Source organism: Yoonia vestfoldensis DSM 16212 (assembly GCF_000382265.1).
GTDB classification, from domain to species: domain Bacteria; phylum Pseudomonadota; class Alphaproteobacteria; order Rhodobacterales; family Rhodobacteraceae; genus Yoonia; species Yoonia vestfoldensis.
On record NZ_KB907991.1, the window covers coordinates 1 to 20,449 of the forward strand.

Sequence of the window (20,449 nt, forward strand, 5' to 3'; positions counted from 1 at the left end):
AGCTTGCTGGGACGATCTGGCGCGTGAAACGCAGGTTCAACAATCCCCTCCCGCAAATACTTCTTGATCGTGTTGCGAGACACGCCCGTCCGCCGCGCGATCTCGCGAATGGGCATCTTGTCACGCAGCGCCCATTTCCGGATAACTTTTAAAAATCCCATGTCTATCACTCCAAGTGCTCCCAGCTGATTCAAGCCGGGGTAAGGTTGCACATGGGTCAATTCTCGATGACAATTTCTGCTGCTGCCGGGTCAGTTCTCAGTGACAATCAACACATGGGGGCCTGCCCGCCTGCGACGATGATTGCGTCATGCGCCGCCGGGTCGATCTCGGCAAGCGGCGCGGTGGTATCGAGCAGCGGTGCATAGACGGGCGAGGTCAGAAAGCCGAGCGACACGAAATCATGTGCCGCATAACCGCTTTCGTGACGCGGATCGGAATAGGCGTCAACAACGACACGGCCGCCCTGCAAGCTCGCGATGGTGACCATCATGCCATGCGCGATCAGCTCTGCGTATGGATGGGTCAGTTCAGCGGCCCAGAATCCCAGCGGAAAGCCCATCGTGGGGTGCGGGATTTCGTTGGCCACGACGATCAGGATATTGCCGGTGCTCGCAGCGCCCTGCGCACGCAAGGGTCTGCCCGAAGCAACGACCAGCGCGGTGGCTGAAACGGCAAACGCGCTGGCTGCGCTCGGGAGGGTTCGACGATTGAGGTTCATTTCAGGAATCCTTGTTTGGTGTGTTGAGTGTCGGTGTCGGGTCATCTGTCGCGGCTGCGGCATGCCGGTCGGACGTATTGGCTCATCGGGGAACCCGCGCGGTGCCGTTGATCACGCCAAAGGCCCAGTCGCGGCCTTTGCCATTGAACAGCGCCAGATTGATCCATGTCATCGCGAACGGCTCCAACAGGCGCGCCTTTCTCAGATCGCCCGCGTCCAGAGGGTCGAAACCCAGTTGGATCAGGATCTCGGCGATCAGGGCCTTGGCACCGGAATCGTCGCCCGCCATCAGCATGGCGGGCCGATGGTCCAGGTGATCGTTGCGGGCCACCATTTCGGCCCCGACTTGGTTGAGCGCCTTGACCAAGCAGGCGTCGGGTAGCCAACGGGCAACGATCTCGGCGCCCGAGATTGTATGCCCGACCGTCAAAGACAGCCCCCCATCGACCATGCCCAGCGGGTTCATGCAGTCCACAACGATCTTGCCGTCCAGATCCCCGAGATTGGCCACGGCCGCCTCGGCCACATGCCACGGCAAGGCCAGAAAGACGATCTCCGCCTGCTCAGCGGCATCGCGCGGCGTTGCAACGGCAGCGCCGACCCGCGCGGCCATCGCCAGCAGCGCGGGGGCCCCGACGGCGCGTGTCCCTAGCGTCACCTGATGACCATGCCCTGCCAGCCCGCCGGCGATCGCAGAGCCAAGGCTGCCGGTGCCTATAATCGCGATCTTCATCCGGATTTCCCCTTGCTTCATTCGTTGCGCCAGAGATATCGACATCCGACAAGAAGCAAAAACGAATTAGAATCATGTCTGACTTAAGCGATTCTGAACTCAGGCGCCTGGACCTGACCTTGCTGCTGGTCTTTCTGGGTCTTTTGCGGCACCGCAAGGCCGCCCTTGTGGCAACCGATCTGGGCCTGACCCAGTCGGCGATCAGCCAAGCCCTGAAGCGGCTGCGCGAGATTTTTGACGACGATCTGTTCCTGCGTCGCCCCCACGGGATGGAGCCGACGTCAACGGCACTGGCACTCGAGGAACCGATCACCCGCGCTGTCGAGTCTCTGCGCGGGGCCTTGGGCGACAGTCGCGCCTTTGACCCGCACACCGCCCAAGGCGTCATTCGCATCGCAGCACTTGATGCCGAACAGGCAGTTCTATTGCCCCAGCTTGCAGCTTGGCTGCAAAGGACCGCGCCCGGCCTGCGTGTGGCGGTCCTGCCGCTGGGGCGCCGCGCCGCTGTCGAGGCGCTTGTGGACGGCCGCGTGGATCTGGCGTTTGGATATATCTGGGACCTGCCCGATGTCGTTCTGGCAGAACGGCTTTATGTCGAAGACTTCGTCGTCGTCGGCCATGACATCGCGCTGGCGGGCGCGTCCGGCCTTTCGCTGGACAGCTATTGCGCGGCGCCGCATATCCTTGTGTCGCCTGCGGGTGACCTGCGCGGGATCGTCGATGAAAAGCTCGAAACGATGGACCGGTCGCGCCGGGTCATCCTTGCGTTGCCCTCGTTCATGCCCGCTCTTGCGGCAGCCGAGACGACCGGTGCGCTTGTCACGCTGCCTTGTCGTATCGCGCATCGGTTTGCTGCACGCTTTGGGCTGTCGGTTGCCGCGCCACCGCTGGCCGTGCGGTCATTTCCCGTTTCGGTGTTCTGGCACCGAAGAAACGACCGGCAACCGCGAACCGTCTGGCTAAAGCAGCTTCTGAGGGACCTGATTGCCCAGACGGGTCTCTCCTGAGGGAGGCGGCACTTGCAGTCCGGTGGGGTCTTGGGATCGTCCCAGCGGATTTGCCCAACACGCAGACGGGTCGCGCAATCAAGAGGCCCATGGGTCAAAGACAAAAGCCTTTGTGCGCCGATCCGCCGGTCAAGCGCGCCTTGGGCGCGATCATGGCTATCCCCCTGAGCAGCGGGGAACCGGTCCGCGGACAGAGCTTGCCAAAAGGCGATGCCCTTGCCGGCGATCCTTGATCGCCCATCGGCATGGACAGTTTTGACCAGATCGTCTTTGCCTCTTGGCTGTCGATGCCCCCGGACTGGCGGCGCGCCCTGCCGATGACGCTGGATCATCCGATGGTGGATGGCAGTGTCCATGTGGTGGATTTCAGACGCCAAGACCGCTTGCATGGCTTCGTCCGGGACCGGTTGGGCGCCTGCCGCGCATGCGTTGACGTCAGCCAAGCCCCGCGATCTGCCGCTAGCGATGTCGACCATGGCACGGCAACGCGACCCCCGGTGGATGCAACCGATCTTGTTCAGCGCGCCCGCAACATGGGATCACCAAACCGCAACCGAGGTTCCGGCAACGCGGCCAGTCGGGTTGCTGGATTTAGCCCAACGCGTATCCGGCGCCCCGCACGGTGCGGATCGGGTCGTCGCCGCCATGACTGCCCAGCACCTTGCGCAAGCGGCCGACATGCACGTCGACCGTGCGCGTGTCGACATAGATGTCGCGCCCCCAGACCCGGTCGAGCAACTGGTCCCTGCTCCAGACGCGGCCGGGCTTTTCCATGAACGTCGTCAGTAGGCGGAATTCGGTTGGCCCGAGCTTGAGCTCCTTTTCGCCGCGAAACACCTTGTGCGTTTCGGAATCAAGCAGGATGTCTGCATAGATCAGCCGTTCGCCCATTGTCGCCGGGCGCGACCGGCGCAGGTGCGCCTTGACGCGGGCCAGAAGTTCGATGATCGAATAGGGCTTGCTGATGTAATCATCGGCGCCGGTTTCGAGACCGCGCACCTTGTCGACCTCTTCGGACCGGGCTGACAGCATGATGACGGGCGTCATACGGAACGCGGGGCGGCTTTTGATCTGGCGGCAGATTTCGATGCCCGATGTGCCGGGCAGCATCCAGTCCAGCAAGATCAGGTCGGGCTGTTCTTCCTCGATCAGCAAAAGCGCTTCGTTGCCATCAGCGGCCTTGATCACGCGGAAGCCTTCGCTTTCGAGATTGTAGGCCAGCACTTCGCGCTGCGCCGGTTCATCCTCGACCACCAGAACGGACGGTTGAAGGTAAGCCATCACAGATCACTTTTCTGAAGCTCGAAAGCGGTGCGGTCATGTTTGGGCCGGTCGTCTTCGGGCAGTTTGCCGGTCACGGCGTAGATCGTCTGTTCGGCGATGCCAGTGGCATGATCGCCCACGCGTTCGATGTTCTTGGCAATGAAATGCAGATGCATGCCCACGGCGATATTCTTGTGGTCTTCCATCATATGCGTCAGGAACGACCGGAACAGCGTGTTGTATATCTGGTCGGCCTCGACGTCGCGGTCGATGATTTCGGCAGCCTTCACCGGATCGCGCTGTATGAATGCGTCAAGCGCGTCATTCACCATGCTTTCGACAAACGCGGACATGCGCGCCAGATCGGCGAGTGTCCCCGTGATCGCGCCGGCGCCAGCCATCGCCTTGGTGCGCTTGGCGATGTTCTTGGCATAATCCCCACAGCGTTCCAGATGCGAACTGATTTCCATCACAGCCAGCACAAGGCGCAGGTCGCGGGCCGTCGGGGAGCGCAGCGCCAGCAGACGGGCCGCGTCTGACTTGAGCGCAAGATCAAGATCATCGACGATCTTGTCACCAGCCCGCACTTTTTCGGCCAGTTCGCTGTCGCGCGTCCGAAGCGCCTGCGCGGAATCTGACAGTGCCTGTTCGACAAGGCCACCCATCTTGATCATCGTGGCCTGGATGCTTTCAAGGTCACGGTCGAACGACGCGACGATATGATTATCGTTGATTGCCATTTTCTTATCCGATCCGGCCGGTGATATAGCTTTCGGTGCGCGTGTCCTGCGGGTTGGTGAAAATCTGGTCGGTGTCGTTGAATTCAACCAGATGACCAAGGTGGAAGAACGCCGTCTTCTGGCTGACGCGTGCCGCCTGCTGCATCGAGTGGGTGACGATCACAACGGAAAACTGCTGGCGCAATTCGTCGATCAGCTCTTCGATCTGCGCAGTGGCGATGGGATCAAGCGCCGAACAGGGTTCGTCCATCAGCAAGACTTCGGGGGCTGTCGCGACAGCACGGGCGATGCACAGGCGCTGCTGCTGGCCACCCGACAGGCCGGTTCCCGGCGACTCGAGGCGGTCCTTCACCTCGTTCCAAAGGGCGGCGCGGCGCAAGGATGCCTCGACGATCCCGTCCAGATCGGCCTTTGTGCGCGCCAGCCCGTGGATCTTGGGGCCATAGGCCACATTGTCATAAATCGACTTGGGGAATGGGTTGGGTTTCTGGAACACCATGCCCACCTTGGCGCGCAACTGCACCGGGTCGACACGCGGATCGTAGATATCCTGACCGTCCATCGTGATGCTGCCCTGCACGCGGCAGATGTCGATCGTGTCGTTCATCCGGTTCAGGCAGCGCAGAAACGTGGATTTGCCACAGCCCGACGGCCCGATAAAGGCTGTGACGGTCTTGTCTCCGATCTCGACGCTCACATCCTTGATGGCATGGGTTTCACCATAGAACACCTGCACGCCTTTGGCTGAGATTTTTGTGTCGTTCATGTCCGCGGTTCTTTCAATGCGTCTGAGGTCATCCATGATGCGATCCTTTGGCAACGGCGTTCAATGTCATTTCGGGCTTACCAGCGGCGTTCGAACTTGCGGCGCAGGATGATCGCAAGGATGTTCAATGCGAAAAGCAGCACCAGCATCACAAGGATCGCGGATTGCGCAAGGCCTTCGCGCACGGGCGCGTCCTGGTTCTGCGCGAAAAGATAGACGACGGTCGGCATCGACTGCGCCTGTTCCAGCAAACCGCCCGCAAAAGGCGACGACAACAAGGCAGCCCCTGTCGAGACCGACAGCCCGATCAGCAGCAGCGGGGCGGTTTCGCCAAGGGCCTGCGCGATCCCGATGATCGTGCCCGTCAGGATACCTGGTGCGGCCAGTGGCAGTTTGTGGTGGAACACCATCTGAACCTTTGACGCCCCCACACCCAACGCCGCATCCGCGATCGAAGGCGGCACCGCCTTCAGCGCGGAACGTGTCGCGATCACGATCGTCGGCAATGTCATCAGCGACAGCACGATCCCGCCCAGCAGCGCCGTGCCACGGATCGAATTGCCGAACCCGAGGTCCATCAGCGTGAACAGGATCGCAGCGCCCAGAATGCCGAAAACGATGGACGGCACGGCGGCAAGGTTCGCGATGTTGATTTCGATGAAATCGGTCAGGCGGTTCTTGGGGGCGAATTCCTCCAGATAGATCGACGCCGCGACGCCGAACACCAGCGAGAAAACCAGCACCACCAGCATCATGTAGGCAGACCCCATCAGCGCGGGGCCGATGCCTGCGATCTCGCCGCTTTGGGAATAGGGGTTGGTGAAGAAATGCCAGCGGAAGGCGTTGGAAATCAGCCCGGCCTCCTGCATCGCATCGACCAGCGCCAACTGCCCGATGTCGAACCCCGGCGGCATCTGCGCGGTGCCCACACCGCTAAGTTCGCCCGACAGATAGCGCGTGACCGAAATATCGATCGGTACGCCGGTTGCATCTGTCGTGCCGATCAGGTCCGGGTTTTCGACCAGCCGGTCGCGCACGTCACGACGGTTGGTTGCATAGATCAATGCCGACAAAGCCGCGTCGTCGAATTGGGCGGGTTGGCGCAATGCGCCCGCCGCATCCAGCAGCGCCTGTTGATAGCCGGTCGCGGTCAGTGCTGCCGCACCATCGGCGATGGCGATGCCGGCGACAACAGAAGCAGCCTCGTCAAAACCCAGATCGGCAAGTGCCTGCGCCGCAGTATCGCGGGCGGCCAGAGCCGCTTCGGCGTCGTCCGCATCAAGCGCGGCGCCAGCGGCCCGCAAAGCGCTGCCCGCTTGCCCCAGACGCTGCGCGGCATCGGCGGACGAACCGGCGGCCTCGATCACCGCCTCTGCATTCGCCAGACCGGCACCGTTCAGCGCTGTCAGCGCCTCGGCGGTCCAGCGGGACGCGACCGTTGCTTCGATGTCGATACCCGCATTTTCCAACGTCCGGCGGAGCGAGCTGGTAAAGATTCCGCGCTCAAATCCTGTACGCAGGTTGATCCCGCCGATTTCCTCGGGCGTCACCTCGCCCCCGTTGGGGTTTAGAAACGCTGGATCGTAATACAGCTCTATCTGCGCCTGGTACTGGAACAGCGCAGGTACACCGCGCGACACGATCGACCACAAAAGCACCGCCAGAAAGAACATCACCAGCGAGATCGCGCCAAGCCCAAGCCAGCGCAGCACAGTGCCGGTGCGGTGACGCTTGCGTGTCAGAGCCGATTGTTCCAGCAGCGAGCTTTTGCGGATCGGCGTTGCGCCGGACAGGTTTGCGTCGGACATCAGTCGTACTGCTCCCGGTATTTTGCGACCATGCGTTGCGCCAAAAGGTTCAGCGCCAGCGTGATGAAGAACAAGGTGAAGGCCAGCGCGAAGACCGCAAGAACGTCGATCGAGTCAAAGCCCGACCCTTCGCCGGTCAGCACAGCGACGATCCGTGTGGTCACGGTCACAACCGCGCCGAACGGGTTCGGCTCGATGCCTTGCACATTCGACAACGCACCGGCGGCGAGCACCACGATCATCGTCTCGCCAATGGCGCGCGACGCGGCAAGCACAACTGCGCCGACGATCCCAGGCAAAGCGGCAGGCAGGATGACCTTGGTCACGGTTTCCGCCTGCGTCGCGCCCAACCCCAAAGAGCCATCGCGCATCGCCTGTGGCACCGCGTTGATGACATCATCGCTCAGCGAGGACACGAAAGGCACCAGCATCATCCCCATCACGACGCCAGCGGTCATGACCGACACCGTGTTGGGCATCACCGTGGCCCCCACGACGGCTTGCAGGAACGGGCCGATGGTGATCAGGGCGAAGATGCCATAAACGATGGTCGGCACCCCCGCGAGGATCTCGAGCGCGGGCTTGACCCATGACCGCGTCCGGCGCGACGCGAATTCTGACAGGTACACCGCCGCAAGCAGCCCAAGCGGCACGGCGACGAGCAAGGCCACAACCGAAATATAGATCGTCCCCCAGATCAACGGCACGAAACCAAGAACTGATTCGTATTCGCCGTTGCGGCCTTCGGGGATGCCGACGACGTCGCCCGCGGGTGCCCATGCCATGCCAAAGAGGAAGTTGAAGAAACCGTATTCGCGGAAGAAGTTGATCGAAGGCAGCGTCAGAGCGGCAAGAATGGCCATCGTGGTCAGGATCGCCATCGTGGACGCGAAGATCAGAAATCCGACGATCCAACGTTCCACGACGATGCGTGCCCGGAATTCGGCAGATACCAGTCGCAGCGCCACCAAAAATCCCGCAAAGGTCAGGACAAGCGCGATGACCGGGCCGATCGTGGCCACGCGGCCGTTGAACTGCCGCATGTCTTGGACGACACGCAGCATCCCGGGCGTGACGGCGGAACCGACAACCTGCCCATCCGCGCGCAGGCGGTCCTGCACTGAATCGGCACTCCAGCCATCCACCTCCGCCTCGGTCGCATTGCCGTTCGCAATATAGCCATCGATAGCGACGGCAAGTCCTCTGACGCCTGCCACGAATTGCGTGCGCAGCACCTCTTCGCGGACCTCAAGCTCGCGCTCGGTCAGGCTTTCGCGCTGCTGGGACGTCACCTGGACATCGGGCAGATCGTCGGGAATGATCGCGTTGGCATAGATGTTCGAGGCGATACCCGCGCCAAACACCCAAAGCATCATGAACAGCACGGCGGGCGCCGCCGCAGCAAAGACGACATGCCAGCCATGCTGGTGCGGGCGGGAATGCATCGTGCGCGGGTCGATGGCCGATGCCCGACGGCTGCCAAGCAGATAGCCGGCAACGGAAACCAGAATGATAACCAGCAGCACAACCGGGAAATTCAGAAAAGCGCCCATCGACAACCTTGAAAATGAGGTCGGACAGCTCCGCCGCCCGACGTGGGGACGGGCGGCCCCCGAAACCGGGAACCGCCCTTACTTGATCACGAGATCATATCAGCGCAGCGCTGCGATCATCGCCTGTGTTGCGGCCAGTTCCGGATCGGGAACCAGACCATATTCGGACAGCGGGCCACCGGGGCCTGCGATCTCGTCAGAGATGAAGAATTCGACGAATTCCAGCAGGCCGGGGATCACGCCGATATGCTCTTGCTTGACGTAGAACTGCAGCGGACGCGACACGGGGTATTCACCCACCGAGATCGTCTCGGTCGAAGGTGTCACGCCGGACATGGTTGCGACCTGCAGGCGGTCGGTGTTGTTTTCGTAGAAGGACAGGCCGAACACGCCCATGCCGGTTGGCGTCGAATCGAGGTTGGCGAGCGTCTGGGTATAGTCGCCTTCGATATCGACCGAACGGCCATCCGTACGAACGGTCATGCAGGCCTCTTCGGCGGTGTCTTCGTCAACGCCGCCAGCCAGCATCGCGTCATAGAAACCACCCTGCTCGCAACCGGCCAGCAGCACGTTTTCGTCGAACACTTCACGGGTGCCGTGGTTGGTGCCGGGGATGAACGCGCTGATTTCCTGATCGGGCAGGTCGCCGTCGACGCCCATAGCTTGTGCGACTTCAGCAACTTGGGACCAGTTGGTCAGGGTGTTGGGCACCAATCCGCCGTCGATGAAATGCTCGGCGGCCAGCGCGATGTGCCAGTGGATGGGCTCGAATGCAAAGGATGGGCCATTGATGTCCGAGGCAAAGACGATGCCGTCATAGCCAAAGCGCACTTCGATCGGGGTCACACCGGACGAAAGGCAGCTTTCGCGCTCGGTCGCGCTCATCAAGGAAGAAGAATTGGCGATGTCGATCGTGCCTTCGCCGACGCCTTCGCACAGCATGCGACGGCCGGTCGACGAACCGCCGCCTTCGACCACGGGGGTCGCGAAATCGGTTTCAGCACCGAAGGCTTCGGCGACGATGTTCGCATATGGCAGAACCGTCGAAGAACCGGCGACCTGCACGTTATCACGGGACTGCGCCGACACGGCAGCGGCCGACAGCGTCAGCAATGCGATCGTCGCGGTGGAAAGTTTGAGGTGAGACATGACTTCTCCTGATCTCTGGTTCGGACGTCGATCGTCCTTGGTCGCTGCCTAGTTGCCTTGGGTGACGGTCATGTTTCAGATTTGTAACAGCAGTATGACAATCGCCTGCTTTGTCGTGGGGATTCTTCCGCCGACCGCGTCATCTGCCGCAGCGGCCCGCCGCATGGCCAAATCGCGGTGCCAGGTACGCCCGGCGCCCCGATGAGCCAAACTTCGCCGCTCGCCAAATTGTTTCGCAAAAGCGGAAATGACCGCAGGAAAATCATTCCGTGGCCTTGTTTTTTATAACTTTCTTCCGCATCAGGCGACCATCTACCATGATCCCGGACCCTTTTGCCGTCCTGTCTTGTGAAACTGCCGTGACGGCACGTGGCGCGTTCTCTTGTCATTTCGAAACTTGCACCTGAGAGTTGCATATCCGGCGCTGACCCACCGGATGCAACCGATCTGCGGATTGTGTCGAATGCGCGTTCCGCCAGTGGTAACAGGGAGATTTCCATGACACTCAAAACACTACTCAAGGCCAGCAGCGCCTTTGTCCTGCTGTCCGCCGCCGCTGCCAATGCGCAGGCGACTCACCCCGAAACCGGCGAAACGCTGGCCGAGGTGCAGACCTTTACCTATCGCGTGCTGGACGAACATTCCTCGGTCGATCCGCAGGTCGTCGAGGATGTGACAGGGTCCGACATCGTGCGTGACCTGTTCGAAGGCCTGATGAACCAGAACGCCGCCGGCGAACTGGTGCCGGGCGTCGCCACGGGGTTCGAGATGTCCGAAGACGGGCTGAACTATACGTTCACGCTGCGCGACAATGCGCGCTGGTCCAATGGCGACCCCGTACTGGCCAGCGATTTTGTCTATGCGTGGAAACGCGCCGTCGATCCGGAACTGGCGTCCGAATACGCGTGGTTCATGGAACTGATGTCCATCGAAAACGCTGCGGCGATCATCGCGGGCGAGATGGACAAGGAAGAACTGGGCGTCGCTGCCCCCGATGACAGCACCTTTGTCGTCACCCTGTCGCAGCCCCTGCCCTATTTCGCGCAGATGACCACCCATTCGACCACCTTCCCCGTGCATCCCGCAACGGTCGAGGAATTCGGCTCCGAATGGACACGCCCGGAAAACATCGTCTCCAACGGGGCCTATGTGCTGCGCGAACATGTCCCGCAGGAACGTCTGGTGCGCGTGCGCAACGAAAACTACTGGGACAACGAGAACACGATCATCGACGAAGTCACCTCGCTGGTCATCAACGACGTGAACCAGAGCCTGACGCGTTACCTTGCCGGGGAACTTGACCGGACCGAAACACCTCCGGGCCAATTCCCGCGTCTGGCGCAGGAATACCCCGATCAGGCCGTCAGCATCCCGCGCCTGTGTTCGTACTATTACAACTTCAACCTGTCCGAGGGCGGCCCGGAGGCGTTGCAGGACGTGCGCGTGCGCCAAGCGCTGAGCCTTGCCGTGAACCGTGATGTCATCGTGAACAACGTGCTGGCCAGCGGTCAGACCGCCGCCTACAACTTTACCCCCGTGCGGACCGCGGATTTTGAACTGCCCGACATTCCTGCCGCGTCCATGTCGCAGGAAGAACGCAACGCAATGGCGGTCGAACTGATCACCGAGGCTGGCTATGGCATCGGTGGTGAACCGCTCAGCATCGAACTGCTTTACAACACCGACGAGGCCCACAGGAACGTCGCCGTCGCGATGAGCCAGATGTGGCAGCAGACGCTGGGCATCCAGACGACGCTGGCCAATCAGGAATGGCAGACATTCCTGCAAACGCGGGGCAACCAGAACTTTGAAATGGCGCGCGGCGCATGGTGCGGCGACTATAACGAAGCCTCGACCTTTCTTGATCTGGTGACCACCAATTCGGGCTACAACGATGCGAAGTATTCCAATGCCGAGGTCGATCAACTGATGGCGGACGCCAAGACTGCCGAAGACCCGCAGCCGAACTATACGCGTGTCGAACAGATCATCGCCGAAGAGATGCCGATCATCCCGATCTACCACTATGCCGACGGCTACATGTTCAACCCCGAACTGAAGGGCTGGCCTGTCGATAACGTCGAACAGAACTGGTACAGCCGCGAACTCTACAAGGTCGCCGGCGAATAAGCTGACGGTTTGAAACCTGACCTGCGCCTTCCCGACGGGGGGCGCAGGTTGTCGTTTGTTGCAGCGGAGACTGTCATGTTCAATTTCGTGCTGAAGCGTCTGGCGATCGCGATCCCGACGATCCTGATCCTGATCGTTTTGTCCTTCATGCTGATGTTCGCCGCCCCCGGCGGGCCGTTCAACAGCGAACGCCCCCTGCCGCCGCAGGTGCTTGCCAATCTCGAGGCGCGCTACGGGCTGGACCAGCCCTACTGGAAACAGATGTCTGACTACGTCGTGAACGTGGTCACGCGGTTCGATTTCGGCCCGTCGTTCCAGTACCGCGATCGGACGGTGACCGATGTCATCATGCAAGGCTTTCCGGTCACGCTGACCTATGGGTTCTGGTCTTTCGTCGTCGCGGTCATCGTCGGCGTGTCGCTGGGCGTGGTCGCAGCGATCAAGCACAACACATGGCTTGATTATGTCGCCGTGGGCATTTCGGTCGGCGCGCAGGTGCTGCCAAACTTCGTCATGGCCCCTATTCTGGTGCTTGTCTTTACGCTCTGGCTGGGCTGGCTGCCGGGTGGCGGCTGGCAAGGCGGGCAATGGCAATACCTGATCCTGCCCGTGATCGCGCTGTCCACCAGTTACATGGCGTCGATTGCGCGGATCACGCGGTCCTCCATGCTGGAGGTGCTGAACGCCGGTTTCATCCGCACGGCGCGTGCCAAGGGCCTGCCGACATGGCGGATCATTCTGGGCCATGCACTCAAGCCCGCCATGCTGCCGGTGCTGTCCTATCTGGGGCCGGCATTCGTGCTGATGATCACCGGATCGGTCGTCATCGACGTCTATTTCTCGACCGGCGGGATCGGGCAGTTTTTCGTCAATTCAGCCTTCAGCCGCGATTATGCGGTCATCATGGGGATCACCATTCTGGTGGGCGTGCTGACCATCCTGTTCAACCTTGTGGTCGACGTGCTTTACGCATGGATCGACCCCAAGATCCGCTATTGAGGGGCGCGCGATGTATCCCGACAAGACAACAGCCGCCGGATTGGTCGATGCCGCCCATCTGGCCGAGGTGCAGGGCCGGTCGTTGTGGAAAGACGCCCGCCAGCGGTTCATGCGCAACAAGGCGGCTGTCGCCGGTCTGGTCGCGCTTGTCCTGATCACGCTCTTTGCCTTTTTCGGCGGGTTTCTGGCGCAATGGAGCACGGAGGAAATCGACTGGCCGCTGATGGGCAATGTCGCGCAGGCCGGTGGGCCAAGCATCGCGAACGGCCATTACTTCGGCGTCGATGAACTGGGCCGCGATCTTTATGCGCGCACAGTGCAGGGCACGCGGATTTCGCTGCTAGTCGGTTTCGTGGGCGCAGCCATCGCGGTGATCGTCGGCACGCTTTACGGGGCGATTGCAGGCTATTTCGGCGGGCGCACCGACGGGGTGATGATGCGGATCGTGGATATCCTGATGGCGATCCCCTTCATGTTCGTGCTGATCCTGATGCTGGTGATCTTTGGCCGGTCGATCCTGATGCTATTCATCGGGATCGGGCTGATTTCGTGGCTGGATATGTCGCGGATCGCGCGGGGCCAGACGCTGACGCTGAAAAACAAGGAATTCGTCGAGGCCGCCATCGCCATCGGTGTGCGCCCGATGACGATCATCCTGCGCCATATCGTGCCGAACCTGCTGGGGCTGGTCATCGTCTATGCCACCCTTCTGGTGCCCACCATGATCATCACCGAAAGTTTCATCAGCTTTCTGGGGCTGGGCGTTCAGGAACCGGCCACATCGCTGGGCGCGCTGATTTCGGCGGGCGCGGGCCAGATGCAATATGGTGTGATCTGGCAACTGGCCTTTCCGCTGTTTTTCTTCATCGTGACGCTTTTTGCGTTCTTCTTCGTGGGCGACGGGCTGCGCGACGCGCTCGACCCCAAGGACCGCTGACATGACCCTGCTGCAAACCAAAGACCTGATCGTCACCTTCGAGACAGCCGATGGCCCCGTGAACGCGGTCAACGGCGTGAATTTCAGCATCGACAAAGGCGAAACGCTGGCCATCGTCGGCGAAAGCGGGTCGGGCAAAAGCCAGACAGCCTTTGCCATCATGGGCCTGCTGGCGCGCAACGGCCGCGCCTCCGGGCAGGCCCTGTTCGACGGGCAGGACCTGCTGGCGATGCCGCAAAAGGCGCTGAACAAGATCCGCGCCAATGATGTCGCGATGATCTTTCAGGACCCGATGACATCGCTGAACCCCTATATCCGCATTTCCGACCAGATGGCCGAGGTGCTGACGCTGCACAAAGGGATCAGCAAACGCGATGCCATCACGCAATCGGTGCGGATGCTGGACGCGGTCGGCATCCCCGATGCCAAAGCGCGGATCAGCAGTTTCCCGCATGAATTTTCCGGCGGGATGCGCCAGCGGATCATGATCGCGATGGCGCTGCTCTGCGAACCGCGCCTGTTGATCGCGGATGAACCGACCACAGCACTTGACGTGACAGTGCAGGCGCAGATCATGCGGGTGCTGGCCGATATCCGGCGCGATTTCGGCACGGCGATCATCCTGATCACCCATGATCTGGGGATCGTGGCCGATGCCTGCGACCGCACACTGGTGCTCTATGGCGGGCAGATCATGGAAGACGGGCCGACAGATGATGTCTTTGCGCGCCCGTCGCATCCTTATACCGCCGGATTGCTGCGCGCCGTGCCACGCCTTGACCGCGACGACGACGAATTGCTGACCATCGCGGGCGAACCGCCGGACATGTCGCGCCTGCCTGCGGGCTGCCCGTTCTCGCCGCGCTGTGCCGCCGTGATGCCGCATTGCCCCACCGTGAAACCAAGGCTGGAAAGCTTCGACGGCACCCGCCGCCGTGCCTGCCACCTGCCAATTGACGAGGTCGCATGATGGAACCGATCCTTTCCGTAAAAGACCTGAGCGTCACCTTCGACATCCACCCGCAAGGCGCATGGCCCTGGACCAAGCCGCAGAAACTGCATGCCGTGAACGGGATCAGTTTTGATCTGGCCCCCGGTCAATGCCTTGGCGTCGTCGGCGAAAGCGGGTCGGGCAAATCGACCCTTGCGCGCGCCATTGTCGGTACCGTGCCGTCAAGCCATGGCAAGATCCTGTTCGAAGGCCGCGATCTGGCGTCGATGTCCCCATCGGCGCGCCGCGTGCATCGCAAGGATGTGCAGATGATCTTTCAGGACCCGCTGGCGGCCCTGAACCCGCGCATGACCGTGGGCGATATCATCGCCGAACCGCTGATCACGCATGAACCCAAAGTCCCCCGCGCCGAGGTCCGCAAACGTGTTCAGGCGCTGATGGAACGCGTGGGCCTGCTGCCCAATCTCGTGAACCGCTATCCGCATGAATTTTCCGGCGGCCAGTGCCAGCGCATCGGGATCGCGCGGGCGCTGATCCTGAAACCCAAACTGCTGATCTGCGATGAACCTGTCTCGGCGCTTGATGTGTCGGTGCAGGCGCAGGTGGTGAACCTGCTCCGCGAATTGCAGCGCGACATGGGGCTGTCGATGATATTCATCGCGCATGACCTGAGCGTGGTGAAACATGTCTCCGACAAGGTGATGGTCATGTATCTGGGCCGCACGATGGAAATGGCGGGCAGCAAAGCGCTGACCACCGGACCGCGCCACCCCTATAGTCAGGCGCTGATCGCCTCTGTCCCGATCCCCGATCCGGTGCTGGAACGCGCGCGCAAACGGCCCGTGCTGGAAGGCGAACTGCCGTCACCGCTGCGCCCACCGTCGGGCTGCGTGTTCCGCACGCGCTGTCCCAAGGCGCAGGCGATCTGCGCCGAGATCCGCCCGCCGATGACCGATGCCGACAACGGCCACATGGTCGCCTGCCATTTCGAGGAAAAGCAGGAAATGCTGGTTTTCGCGCGGTAAAAGCCGCTAGATCGACACCCGTTGCAGGATCGCGTCGCGCGTCACGGCGCTGGCGGGTTGCGACAACACCACCTCGCCCCGGTTCAGTACGCAGAACTGGTCGGCGAGGCTGTAGGCAAAGTCGAAATATTGTTCGACCAGCACGATGGCGATCTCGCCCTCGTCGCGGAGCAGCTCGATCACCTTGCCGATCTGCTTAATGATATTGGGCTGGATGCCTTCGGTCGGTTCGTCCAGCAAAAGGACGCGCGGCTGCGCGATCAGCGCGCGTGCGATGGCCAGTTGTTGTTGTTGCCCGCCCGACAGATCGCCGCCGCGCCGGCCCCGCATGTCAAAGAGCACCGGAAAGAGCTCGTAGATCCGGTCGGGGATCTTGTGGTCGCTGCGTGGCAGGCAGGCAAAGCCGGTTTGCAGGTTTTCTGTCACGGTCAACAGCGGAAACACTTCGCGCCCTTGGGGGACATAGGCGATGCCCGCCTGTGCGGCCTGTGCCGCGCGCGGGTGGTGCAGCACCTGCCCGTTCAGCGTGATGGTGCCGCCGGAATAGGGATGCCGCCCGGCGATGGCGCGCAACAGGCTGGTCTTGCCCACGCCATTGGTGCCCATCACCGCCGTGACCACCCCCGCCTGTGCGTCCAGCGAAACACCCCACAGGATCTGCGACGCGCCATAATGCAGCGTCAGATTTTCGACTTTCAGCATCTCTCAGCGCCCCAGATATACATCAATCACCTGCTGGTTCTTGGTCACGTGATCTAATGACCCTTCGGCCAGCACCGACCCTTCGTGCAGCACGGTCACACGACAATCGAGACGGCGGATGAATTCCATATCATGTTCGATCACCACCACCGCCCGCGTCTGTGCCGCACGTTTCAAAAGGTCCGTGGTGTGTTCACGTTCCGCAGGCGTCATGCCCGCCGCCGGTTCATCGACCAGCAACAACCGGGGGTCCTGCGCCAGCAGCATCCCGATTTCCAGCCATTGTTTCTGACCGTGGCTCAGGTCGCCCGCGCGGTGTTCCAACCGCTCGGTCAGCCCCACCTCATCCGCCAGTTCGACAATCCGCTGGTTGTCGGCGGCGGTCGCTTTCCACGCCAGCACTGCGAAGGGTCCGCGTTTGTTTTTCAAAGCCATCGACAGGTTGGCGCGGACGGTCTGGTCTTCGAAGACGGTGGGTTTCTGGAATTTGCGCCCGATCCCGGCCTTGGCGATCTGGCTTTCGGACATCTTGACCAGATCGACCGACAATTCCCCCCATAGCACCCGGCCCGTATCCGGCCGCGTCTTGCCGGTGACGATATCCATGAACGTGGTCTTGCCCGCACCATTGGGCCCGATCACGGCGCGCAATTCCGGCTCTCCTATGGCAATCGACAGGTTGTTGATTGCGCGGAACCCGTCGAAGGTGACTGAAACGCCCGAGACTTCCAGCAGGGTCATGGTTTTTTCCTTACCAGATAATCGAACAGCCCGCCGATGCCCTTGGGAAAGAACAGGGTCACAGCAACAAACCCGAGGCCCAGCAGCACCAGCCACCAATCGGTCCAGACGATGCGAAACAGCCCCAGATCGACATTCGGGGCGCCGCCACCTGTCAGCCAGCTGGACAGAAGCGACACAAAAGCCGCCCCGATCACCGCGCCATAAAGCCGCCCCCTGCCCCCGATGGCGACCCAGACCGCCAGATAGATCGACGCGATGGGCGCGATTTCGGCGGGGTTGATGATGCCCGCCTGCGGGTAATACAGCGCGCCTGCAATGCCCGCGACGACGGCGGTGATGGTAAAGACGAACAGCTTGTAGCCGTCGACGTTGTAGCCCAGAAACCGCACGCGGGCTTCGTTATCGCGGATCGCGCGGATGACGGACCCGAACTTGCCCGACACGACCCAAGCAAACAACAGATAGCCCAGGCCCAGCGCCACTGCCGATGCCCAGAAGAACCAGACCGAGATGATGGCCTGCGGCACATCCAGCGCGCCCGGAATGTTCTGCAAGCCTGACAGCCCGTTGTTGCCGCGCAAGCCGGTGTCGTTCTGGAACAGGTACAGCGACAATGCCAGCGTCATCGCCTGTGTGAGGATCGAGAGGTAAACGCCCGTCACACGGCTGCGGAATGCCAGCCAGCCGAACAGCAGCGCCAGCAACCCCGGCACCAGCACGACCAGCGCCAGTTGCGCAGGCAGCGATCCGGCAAAGGTCCAGATCAGCGGCAAATCAGAACTGCCGACGACGCCGAAAATCTGGCTGGCGACAGCCTCGGCCACTTCCTGTTCGGTCGCAGGGATCGCCCCTTGGGCGAGATTGTCGCGGATCACGATTTCGGTGCGCGCATACATCAGCCACATCCCGATGGCATAGCCGCCCAGCCCGAAGAACGCGAAATGCCCAAGGCTGAGGATGCCGCAATAGCCCCAGACCACATCCATCGCGATGGCGATCAGGCACAGGCACAGTGTCATGCCAAGGATCTTGACAAGGTTGGTCGAGATCACGCCCGCGCCCATGCCTTCGGACAGGACCGTGACGATCACGGTGAACACGCCAAGCAGTCCGATGAACCACATGACAGACGGATTGTCGCGCAGAAAGCTGCGGTTTGGCGTTGCGGCCTGCGGTGCGGCGGTGGTCTCCATGGTCATCGGATCAATCCCCCGCCGCGCGGCCCTTGAGGGCGACGATGCCCTTGGGGCGGAACTGGATGAACAGGATGATGAACAGCACCATATAGGTCTGCGCCGCCAGCGTATTGGTGGGGTTGAACCATTCGATCCCCTTTTGCAGCGACCCGATCAGCGCAGCCCCCGCCAGCGTGCCGAACACCGACCCGACACCGCCGACAACGACGGTCATGAAGCTTTGCACGATGTAATTTGCCCCCATCTCGGACGTGACCTGCGCCACAAGCCCGATGGCGACACCGGCGACACCGGCGATGCCCGACCCCAGACCAAAGGTCAGCATGTTGATCCGGTCGGGGTTGATCCCCATGCTCGCGGCCATGCCGGGGTTCTGGGTGACGGCGCGGACCTCCAGCCCCAACCGCGTGCGGTTGAGAATGTAGAGCAGTAGCAGCAGAAACAGCCCCGCCATCACAAAAATCCCGACGCGCACGGCGGCGACCGACACCAGATCGTTGATCTGGATTGCGCCAGCCAGCCAATCGGGTGCCGTCAGCGGGCGGGCCTGCGTGCCGAAAATGTTCTTGGCCAGCTGCTGCAAGGCAATGGAAATCCCGAAGGTTGCCAGCAATGTTTCAAGCGGGCGCGTGTAAAGGTGCCGGATCACCAGCCGTTCCATCACCACACCGGCAAGGAAGGTCACCGCAAAGGCCAGCGGCAGGGCGACAGCAAGCGAGGCGGTGTAATTGGGAATGATCGTCTGCACGACATAGCCGGTATAGGCCCCCATCATGATGAATTCGCCATGCGCCATGTTGATGACCCGCATCACGCCAAAGGTGATCGCAAGCCCGATGGCCGCGAGGAAAAAGATCGAGGCCAGCGACAGCGCGTCAAAACTCAGGCTCAGGAACTGGAACAGCGCGACCTTGGTCGTGGTGGCCGCCTGCGCCGCGGCGGCGGCGGCGGTCACGGCGGCGTCGGGTTCCAGATAGACGTCGAAGAACACATATTGCGCGACGGCCTCGGCCACGTCGGCCTCTGTCACCAGCGGTGGCAGGGTGCCTGCATCCTGCAGCGCCTGATAGGCGACGATCCGGCTCGCGTCATTGTCGAGTTGGTGGACAGGTACGCCCCCCACGGCCCCATCGACGACATTCGCCCGCAGCGCATCACGGATCGCATTGCGGCCCGGTGCGGCAGGGGCAAGGCCAGCGGCGACAAGCACCTCGTAGGCGGCGGCAAGGGTGATTTCCTCACCCGGCGTTTTGACCAAGGCGACGTTCACATCTTCGGGCAGGGTCGGTGCGAAATCGGCGCGAGTTTGCAGCAACTGGTTCAGAACGCTGCGCGCAGGCGTGCTGACATCGCCGCGCAAAGCTTCGATCGCGGCGATGCGGGTGGCGCTATCCTGATCGAACCGCGCGACCAGCAGGGCGATCAGCCGGTCCATGCGGTCGGCGATGGCGGGGTCGGTCTCGGTCGCGCGGGCGGCCTGGATGGCGGCGATCTGGTCAGGTTCGGGACTGCGGGCTGCGGCGTCAAGGGCGGCGATCCGGCGGTCAGGGTCAGGATGGGTCAGTTCAAAGGCGACAAGTGCGGCACCGATTTCACGGCGTACACCGGCATTGGGCCGGATCTGGTTGACGTCGCGAGTGCCGACGGTTGCGATCTCTGCGCCATTGTCGATATCGATCAAGGTCAGGTCATCGCCCGCCGCGCGCGCGTAAAAGAACAGGCCATCGTCCGGGCGTTCATAGACCTCTCGGTCGGACCATGCACGCAGGAAATCAACCGTTCCGGGCGCGTCCGCTGCCAAAAGCGCACCAAGCACCGCGGGCACGGTCGACCGCGACGGGTTTGCGACATCGGCCTGCACGGTCTGCAACACATCTTGCAACGGACTGCCCGACGCATCCTGCGCCGTCGCGTGGCCAAGCATGCATTGCACTGACAGGAGAAGAGCGCAGAGGTGTCGCAACATCATAAGGTCTTTCGATTATGGACACAAATGTCGGGGGCACGCGCAGGGCGCGCCCCCG

The 20,449-nt window shown here is 61.9% G+C and carries 19 protein-coding genes; 6 read left to right on the plus strand and 13 right to left on the minus strand.

Annotated elements, in window-relative coordinates; all coding sequences use genetic code 11:
• The 3 genes from H147_RS0116100 to H147_RS0116110 form a co-directional block, all read right to left on the minus strand.
• A partial coding sequence (locus H147_RS0116100; RefSeq protein ID WP_019953608.1) for a helix-turn-helix domain-containing protein occupies positions 1-161 on the minus strand: 161 nt, incomplete at its 3' end.
• 107 nt (positions 162-268) lie between these two features.
• Positions 269-721 (minus strand): type 1 glutamine amidotransferase family protein, encoded by a 453-nt coding sequence (locus H147_RS19965; RefSeq protein WP_162561699.1) that lies wholly within the window; start codon positions 719-721, stop codon positions 269-271.
• Positions 722-803: 82 nt separating this feature from the next.
• Positions 804-1,454 (minus strand): NADPH-dependent F420 reductase, encoded by a 651-nt coding sequence (locus tag H147_RS0116110; RefSeq protein WP_026352616.1) that lies wholly within the window; start codon positions 1,452-1,454, stop codon positions 804-806.
• Positions 1,455-1,528: 74 nt separating this feature from the next.
• Here H147_RS0116110 and H147_RS0116115 point away from each other — a divergent pair, with 74 nt between their 5' ends.
• On the plus strand, positions 1,529-2,461 hold the full coding sequence (locus H147_RS0116115) for a LysR family transcriptional regulator (RefSeq protein WP_019956425.1): 933 nt from the start codon (positions 1,529-1,531) through the stop codon (positions 2,459-2,461).
• A 591-nt stretch (positions 2,462-3,052) separates the two neighbouring features.
• Here the strand turns inward: H147_RS0116115 and phoB are convergent.
• From phoB to H147_RS0116145, 6 genes are all read right to left on the minus strand, one after another.
• Positions 3,053-3,742 carry a phosphate regulon transcriptional regulator PhoB gene (gene phoB / locus H147_RS0116120; RefSeq protein WP_019956426.1) on the minus strand — a complete coding sequence of 230 codons (690 nt, stop codon included), beginning with the start codon at positions 3,740-3,742 and terminating at the stop codon, positions 3,053-3,055.
• Positions 3,742-4,464, minus strand: a complete 723-nt coding sequence (gene phoU, locus H147_RS0116125) for a phosphate signaling complex protein PhoU (protein WP_019956427.1) — start codon at positions 4,462-4,464, stop codon at positions 3,742-3,744. Before phoU ends, phoB begins: the two co-directional genes overlap by 1 nt.
• A 4-nt stretch (positions 4,465-4,468) precedes the next feature.
• The gene (gene pstB, locus H147_RS0116130) at positions 4,469-5,230 is read right to left on the minus strand and encodes a phosphate ABC transporter ATP-binding protein PstB (protein ID WP_375342056.1); all 762 of its coding nucleotides are present in this window, start codon (positions 5,228-5,230) and stop codon (positions 4,469-4,471) included.
• Between the two features lie 77 nt (positions 5,231-5,307).
• Positions 5,308-7,038, minus strand: a complete 1,731-nt coding sequence (gene pstA, locus H147_RS0116135) for a phosphate ABC transporter permease PstA (RefSeq protein ID WP_019956429.1) — start codon at positions 7,036-7,038, stop codon at positions 5,308-5,310.
• Positions 7,038-8,591, minus strand: a complete 1,554-nt coding sequence (gene pstC / locus H147_RS0116140; RefSeq protein WP_019956430.1) for a phosphate ABC transporter permease subunit PstC — start codon at positions 8,589-8,591, stop codon at positions 7,038-7,040. The genes pstA and pstC overlap by 1 nt, the downstream gene beginning before the upstream one ends.
• Before the next feature lie 99 nt (positions 8,592-8,690).
• Positions 8,691-9,740, minus strand: coding sequence for a PstS family phosphate ABC transporter substrate-binding protein (locus H147_RS0116145; protein WP_026352617.1), 1,050 nt, complete (start codon positions 9,738-9,740; stop codon positions 8,691-8,693).
• A gap of 498 nt (positions 9,741-10,238) precedes the next feature.
• Here H147_RS0116145 and H147_RS0116150 point away from each other — a divergent pair, with 498 nt between their 5' ends.
• From H147_RS0116150 to H147_RS0116170, 5 genes are all read left to right on the plus strand, one after another.
• Positions 10,239-11,870, plus strand: coding sequence for a peptide ABC transporter substrate-binding protein (locus H147_RS0116150; RefSeq protein ID WP_019956432.1), 1,632 nt, complete (start codon positions 10,239-10,241; stop codon positions 11,868-11,870).
• Between the two features lie 75 nt (positions 11,871-11,945).
• Positions 11,946-12,869, plus strand: a complete 924-nt coding sequence (oppB, locus tag H147_RS0116155) for an oligopeptide ABC transporter permease OppB (protein ID WP_019956433.1) — start codon at positions 11,946-11,948, stop codon at positions 12,867-12,869.
• A gap of 10 nt (positions 12,870-12,879) precedes the next feature.
• A complete protein-coding gene (locus H147_RS0116160; protein ID WP_019956434.1) occupies positions 12,880-13,806 on the plus strand; it encodes an ABC transporter permease subunit in 927 nt (308 codons plus the stop codon).
• Between the two features lies 1 nt (position 13,807).
• On the plus strand, positions 13,808-14,776 hold the full coding sequence (locus tag H147_RS0116165) for an oligopeptide/dipeptide ABC transporter ATP-binding protein (RefSeq protein ID WP_019956435.1): 969 nt from the start codon (positions 13,808-13,810) through the stop codon (positions 14,774-14,776).
• Positions 14,776-15,783: an oligopeptide/dipeptide ABC transporter ATP-binding protein gene (locus tag H147_RS0116170; RefSeq protein ID WP_019956436.1), complete on the plus strand. Its 1,008-nt coding sequence runs from the start codon at positions 14,776-14,778 to the stop codon at positions 15,781-15,783. Before H147_RS0116165 ends, H147_RS0116170 begins: the two co-directional genes overlap by 1 nt.
• Positions 15,784-15,789: 6 nt before the next feature.
• Here the strand turns inward: H147_RS0116170 and urtE are convergent, their stop codons facing one another.
• From urtE to urtB, 4 genes are read right to left on the minus strand one after another with little or no spacing between them, the layout of a single operon-like run.
• Positions 15,790-16,485, minus strand: coding sequence for an urea ABC transporter ATP-binding subunit UrtE (gene urtE / locus H147_RS0116175; RefSeq protein WP_019956437.1), 696 nt, complete (start codon positions 16,483-16,485; stop codon positions 15,790-15,792).
• Positions 16,486-16,488: 3 nt separating this feature from the next.
• Positions 16,489-17,226: an urea ABC transporter ATP-binding protein UrtD gene (gene urtD / locus H147_RS0116180; RefSeq protein ID WP_019956438.1), complete on the minus strand. Its 738-nt coding sequence runs from the start codon at positions 17,224-17,226 to the stop codon at positions 16,489-16,491.
• Positions 17,223-18,422, minus strand: a complete 1,200-nt coding sequence (gene urtC, locus H147_RS0116185) for an urea ABC transporter permease subunit UrtC (RefSeq protein ID WP_019956439.1) — start codon at positions 18,420-18,422, stop codon at positions 17,223-17,225. Before urtC ends, urtD begins: the two co-directional genes overlap by 4 nt.
• A 10-nt stretch (positions 18,423-18,432) precedes the next feature.
• Entirely contained in the window at positions 18,433-20,349 is a 1,917-nt protein-coding gene (urtB, locus tag H147_RS0116190; RefSeq protein ID WP_019956440.1) for an urea ABC transporter permease subunit UrtB, read from the minus strand.
• Positions 20,350-20,449: the final 100 nt, after the last annotated feature.

Excerpts from the sequence above, each read along its gene's own strand:
- urtE (WP_019956437.1), bottom strand. The coding sequence starts at position 16,485 with ATGCTGAAAGTCGAAAATCTGACGCTGCATTATGGCGCGTCGCAGATC.
- urtB (WP_019956440.1), bottom strand. The coding sequence starts at position 20,349 with ATGCTTGGCCACGCGACGGCGCAGGATGCGTCGGGCAGTCCGTTGCAA.
- urtD (WP_019956438.1), bottom strand. The coding sequence starts at position 17,226 with ATGACCCTGCTGGAAGTCTCGGGCGTTTCAGTCACCTTCGACGGGTTC.
- pstA (WP_019956429.1), bottom strand. The coding sequence starts at position 7,038 with ATGTCCGACGCAAACCTGTCCGGCGCAACGCCGATCCGCAAAAGCTCG.
- urtC (WP_019956439.1), bottom strand. The coding sequence starts at position 18,422 with ATGGAGACCACCGCCGCACCGCAGGCCGCAACGCCAAACCGCAGCTTT.
- H147_RS0116110 (WP_026352616.1), bottom strand. The coding sequence starts at position 1,454 with ATGAAGATCGCGATTATAGGCACCGGCAGCCTTGGCTCTGCGATCGCC.
- H147_RS0116170 (WP_019956436.1), top strand. The coding sequence starts at position 14,776 with ATGGAACCGATCCTTTCCGTAAAAGACCTGAGCGTCACCTTCGACATC.
- H147_RS0116145 (WP_026352617.1), bottom strand. The coding sequence starts at position 9,740 with ATGTCTCACCTCAAACTTTCCACCGCGACGATCGCATTGCTGACGCTG.
- pstB (WP_375342056.1), bottom strand. The coding sequence starts at position 5,230 with ATGAACGACACAAAAATCTCAGCCAAAGGCGTGCAGGTGTTCTATGGT.
- H147_RS0116150 (WP_019956432.1), top strand. The coding sequence starts at position 10,239 with ATGACACTCAAAACACTACTCAAGGCCAGCAGCGCCTTTGTCCTGCTG.
- oppB (WP_019956433.1), top strand. The coding sequence starts at position 11,946 with ATGTTCAATTTCGTGCTGAAGCGTCTGGCGATCGCGATCCCGACGATC.
- phoB (WP_019956426.1), bottom strand. The coding sequence starts at position 3,742 with ATGGCTTACCTTCAACCGTCCGTTCTGGTGGTCGAGGATGAACCGGCG.
- phoU (WP_019956427.1), bottom strand. The coding sequence starts at position 4,464 with ATGGCAATCAACGATAATCATATCGTCGCGTCGTTCGACCGTGACCTT.
- pstC (WP_019956430.1), bottom strand. The coding sequence starts at position 8,591 with ATGGGCGCTTTTCTGAATTTCCCGGTTGTGCTGCTGGTTATCATTCTG.
- H147_RS0116115 (WP_019956425.1), top strand. The coding sequence starts at position 1,529 with ATGTCTGACTTAAGCGATTCTGAACTCAGGCGCCTGGACCTGACCTTG.
- H147_RS19965 (WP_162561699.1), bottom strand. The coding sequence starts at position 721 with ATGAACCTCAATCGTCGAACCCTCCCGAGCGCAGCCAGCGCGTTTGCC.
- H147_RS0116160 (WP_019956434.1), top strand. The coding sequence starts at position 12,880 with ATGTATCCCGACAAGACAACAGCCGCCGGATTGGTCGATGCCGCCCAT.
- H147_RS0116165 (WP_019956435.1), top strand. The coding sequence starts at position 13,808 with ATGACCCTGCTGCAAACCAAAGACCTGATCGTCACCTTCGAGACAGCC.